Below are 4090 nucleotides of genomic sequence, written 5' to 3'. Positions count from 1 at the left end.
CGAGCTTCTCGAAGGCGACCCGGGCAGCGGTGAGCGTGGGCCATGCGCCGACGGCCTGGATGAGCGGCGTGCGCAGGAACAGCAGGGTCAGCGAGAAGGTCGCGGCCGCCGCGGTGTCCGCCCAGCCCAGGCCGTTGGCGAGGAAGAAGACCACGCCGATGGCCCCGAGCATCATGATGTTGGTCCAGTTGTTGGCGCTCAGGTGGAAGGTGTCGGCGCGGATGACGTGGTGGCGGTAGTCCCGGGCGGCCTCGTCGTAGTCGCCCTCGAAGAGTCGCCGGGCGCGGTCGCGGTTGAGTGCGAGCTCCTTGCGGCCGTCGATGACGGTCTGGAAGTGGCGATACAGCCGGTCCTCCGATTCACGCACGTCGCGCAGGTGGGCGTATACCCGCGAGACCAGCCATGCCCCCCCGGCCATGGTCAGGGCGATCCATACCGAGGTCACGGCGAGCAGCGGTGGCGACAGCCAGGCGAGGTAGATCGCGCAGACGGTGGTGAGCACGATGCCCTGGACCAGTTCCGGCAGGCGCACGAAGGCGATGGTGATGTTGCGCACGTCGCTGGACAGGCTCGCCAGCAGCCGGGCACTGCCGAGCGCCTCCAGGCGCTCGATATCGGTGTCGAGGATGCGCTTCACCAGCCGGGCGCGCAGGCGGTAGACGAAGTGATGGCCGAGGGTGGTGAGCGCGAGCTGGGCGCCGAGGGAGACCGCGAGCAGTGCAAGCAGTAGCCCGAGCAGCCCCGGCAGCGCGGACACCGGGGTATCCCCGGCGATCAGGCGCTGGTTGATGTAGGCGATCACGCCCACGCCGAGGCCGGCGCTCGCCAGGCTCAGAGTGAGCACGCCGATGAAGGCGCGGGCGTATTCACGGAAGACGAAGCGCAGCAGGTCCATGGCGGTTACCGGTAGTGTCGGGGTGACGGGCGGTTCGCGACCGCCCGGGTGGCGTCCGCGGCACCAGCTTGCCGGGCCGGCGGAGCTGCCGTTATAAGGGTTGGTCGCCGAAACGACGGAGCACGAGCGTGGCATTGCAGGCCGAGGGGATGCAGGCGGGTCCGGTCACTGTCGACGACCTCCGCGTGGAGCACGGCGAGTGCGTGGCGCTCACCGGGCCATCGGGGGCCGGCAAGACCCGGCTTCTGCGCGCGCTCGCCGACCTCGACCCGTTCGCCGGCCGGCTCGCCCTGGACGGCGTCGCCTGCGAGGCCATGAGCGGACCGGACTGGCGGGCGCGGGTGATGTACGTGCCCGCGGAGAGTGCGTGGTGGGCGGACCGGGTGGACGAGCATTTCCCCCCCGGCACCGCCGGCGACGGTTTCGAGCTGCTCGGTCTGGACCCCGGGGTGATGGCCTGGCCGGTGGCGCGGCTGTCCTCCGGCGAGCGCCAGCGCCTCGCCCTCCTGCGTGCGGCGGTGCGCGGTCCCCTCATGCTGCTCCTCGACGAGCCCACGGCGAACCTCGACCCGGCCAATGCCCGGCGCACCGAGGACTGGCTGGCGGGGTTGCGGGAGCGCGGCTGCGGTCTGCTGTGGGTGAGTCATGACGGCGAGCAGGTGATGCGGGTCGCGTCCCGGGGGTACACGATCGCCGCCGGCGGGCGGCTGACGGAGACGGCATGGACGTAATCGCGCTGTCGGTGACCGATCTCGCGGTGGCGGCGGCGCTGGTGCTCGCCCTCGGCGGCGTCGCCTGGCTTGAGCGCCTGGCGGTGAGCCGCGCGCTGCTGCTCGCGGCCCTGCGCATGGTGATCCAGCTCGCCCTGGTGGGACTGGTGCTGGAGGCCGTGTTCGCCCTGGCGCACTGGTACTGGGTGGTGCTCATCGGCGTCGGGATGCTGCTCATCGCCGCCCGCGAGGTCCACGCCCGGCAGCGCCGTCCCCTCGCCGGCGGCTGGGGCTACGGCATCGGTGCCGGGGCCATGTTCGTGGCGAGCTTCGCCACGGCGGCGCTGGCGCTGCTGGTTCTGGTCCGCCCGGAGCCCTGGTATCGCGCCCAGTACGCTATCCCCCTGCTGGGCATGCTCCTCGGCAACACCATGAACGGCGTCGCCCTGGGACTGGAGCGCCTCACCGAGGGGGCCTGGCGCCAGCGTGCCGCCATCGAGGCCCGGCTGATGCTGGGCGAGCCCTGGCAGGCCGCGATCGCGCCGCTGCGGCGCGAGAGCGTGCGCAGCGGTATGATCCCGGTGATCAACGCCATGGCCGCCGCCGGGGTGGTCAGCCTGCCCGGGATGATGACTGGCCAGATCCTCGCCGGCAGCCCGCCCGGGGAGGCGGTGCGCTATCAGATCCTGATCTTCCTGCTGATCACCGTGGGCACGGGCACCGGGACGCTGCTGGCCAACCGGCTGGTCGCACGGCGGCTGTTCGACGAGCGCGGCCGGCTGCGCCTGGAGCGCCTGAGCGGTGCCGGGTAGGCACCGCCGGCGGCGGGGCGGGCGGTCCCGCCCCGGGATCGCGGCGCCGGGCCACGAATGGCTGTGCGTCCTCACCGCCGGCCTCAGTAGTGCACCGTGTAGGTGAGGCTGTAGGTGCGGCCGCGGCCCTTGAAGTCGAACATCTCCTCCGGGCCGTAGTAGGGCGCGTAGAAGATCTGGGCGCGCTGTCCCCAAACGGTGGTGTACTCCTCGTCCAGCAGGTTGCGGATGCCGAAGGAGAGCTCGCCGACCGGGAGCTGGTGGCTGCCGAGCAGGTCGACGGTCTGGAAGCCCTTGATCTCGTTGCCGGCGTCGTCCTCCAGATCGAAGGTGCGGGTGTACTGGAGCCGCACGCGGGTGCCGCCGCGCTGCCAGCCGGCGAAGGCGGTGGCCTTGGAGAGACTGGCCGAGGTGGCGGCGCGTTTCTGCCACTCGCCGTCGACCTTGCGCTCCGAGCGCACCAGGTGGCCGCTGCCGCCGACGCGCCAGGCCCGGGTCAGGCGGTAGCTGAGCTTGCCCTCGATGCCGTAATCCCGGGTTTCGTCGTCGAGTACCTTCACAGCGAGGCTCTGGCTGTCATAGTCCAGGGCCTCCTCGGACCAGGCGTAGTAGGCGGCGACCTGTGCGGTGGTGCGCTCGCCGAAATGACGCCAGCCGATCTCCACCTGACTGGTCTTGATCCCCTTCAGCGGTGAATCGTCGACGTTGACGCTGTCGTCGAGCACGTAGCGGCCGTCGTCCAGGGTGTACTGGCCCTGGCCGTAGTACTTGGCCGGGTCCGGGATCTCGAAGCCCTGGGAAAAGTTGGTCCAGAGCTGATCGCTCATGGACACGTCGAAGACCGCACCGACGTTGACCAGCGTGGTCTCGTAGTCGTTGCTGCCGCCAGGGATGGCCGCGGCGGAATCCGCCAGCCCGTTGGCTACCGCGACCTGCTGCTCGGCGCCGACGAAGTCGTCGATCTCCACATCCGAGTGCTGCCGACGCACACCCGCGGATAGCCGCCAGCGCTCGCTGACCTGCCATTCGCCCTGCAGGAAGGCGCTCATGGTGTCCACCTGGTAGTTCGGGTAGCGGCCCACCGTGGCGGTCTCGTCGAGCTTCAGGCCGCCGCTGTCGAGCACCCGCTGGTAGTCGAAGAGCATCTGGTTGGCGTCGAAGGTCTCGCGGTCGGCGTCCACGCCCCACTGCAGACGCACCGGCGAGAGGTCCGTGACCACCAGCGCCTTGGCGCCGTGGACGTCGGTGTTCTGCTCGGAGGCGGAGTAGTAGGGGTCCGCGTTGCCATCCTGGTCGAGATCCGAGTACAGGTACGGGAACGGATGGAATGCCGCCTCCTCGCCGCGGGTGAACGCCTGCAGGTAGAGTTCCTGGCCTAGCAGATCCGCATGGTGGTAGGTGGCGTTGAGCATGTGCCGCTCGGTGGCCGGCTCGCGGTCGCTCTCGAAGCCGCCGCGGATGTCGAAGCTGCCCGGGTCGGAGCCGGTGACCGCGGCCAGGTCCTCGCCGAGGTAGAGCCCGCGGTCGCCGTCATAGCCGGAGTCGTAGAGCTGGCCGGTGAACGCCAGACTCTGGTCGGGGCCGAGATCGATGTCCAGCGAGCCGGTCAGGTCGATGCTGCGGTTGTACTGGAGGTCCGTCTGCGAGATGTCCGGAATGATCTGCTCGCCGCT

General features: G+C 70.3%; 4 protein-coding genes. 2 read left to right on the top strand and 2 right to left on the bottom strand.

Annotated features, from left to right (window positions below; translation table 11 throughout):
* A partial coding sequence (locus G7A99_RS16380) for an ABC transporter transmembrane domain-containing protein (protein WP_240466309.1) occupies window positions 1-895 on the bottom strand: 895 nt, incomplete at its 3' end.
* Window positions 896-1044: 149 nt separating this feature from the next.
* On the opposite strand from G7A99_RS16380, the gene G7A99_RS16375 reads away from it, so the two are divergent.
* Both G7A99_RS16375 and G7A99_RS16370 read left to right on the top strand, forming a co-directional pair.
* Window positions 1045-1626, top strand: a complete 582-nt coding sequence (locus tag G7A99_RS16375) for an ATP-binding cassette domain-containing protein (RefSeq protein WP_018719677.1) — start codon at window positions 1045-1047, stop codon at window positions 1624-1626.
* Window positions 1617-2417 carry an ABC transporter permease gene (locus G7A99_RS16370; protein ID WP_018719676.1) on the top strand — a complete coding sequence of 267 codons (801 nt, stop codon included), beginning with the start codon at window positions 1617-1619 and terminating at the stop codon, window positions 2415-2417. The genes G7A99_RS16375 and G7A99_RS16370 overlap by 10 nt, the downstream gene beginning before the upstream one ends.
* A gap of 83 nt (window positions 2418-2500) precedes the next feature.
* Here G7A99_RS16370 and G7A99_RS16365 read toward each other — a convergent pair.
* Window positions 2501-4090, bottom strand: a 1590-nt coding sequence (locus G7A99_RS16365; RefSeq protein WP_163142103.1) for a TonB-dependent receptor domain-containing protein, incomplete at its 5' end; no start/stop codon positions are given.

The sequence above is a fragment of the Arhodomonas sp. KWT genome (assembly GCF_010993615.1).
Note: the sequence above shows the minus strand (reverse complement) of the source record. Positions and strands in the feature narration are given on the sequence as shown.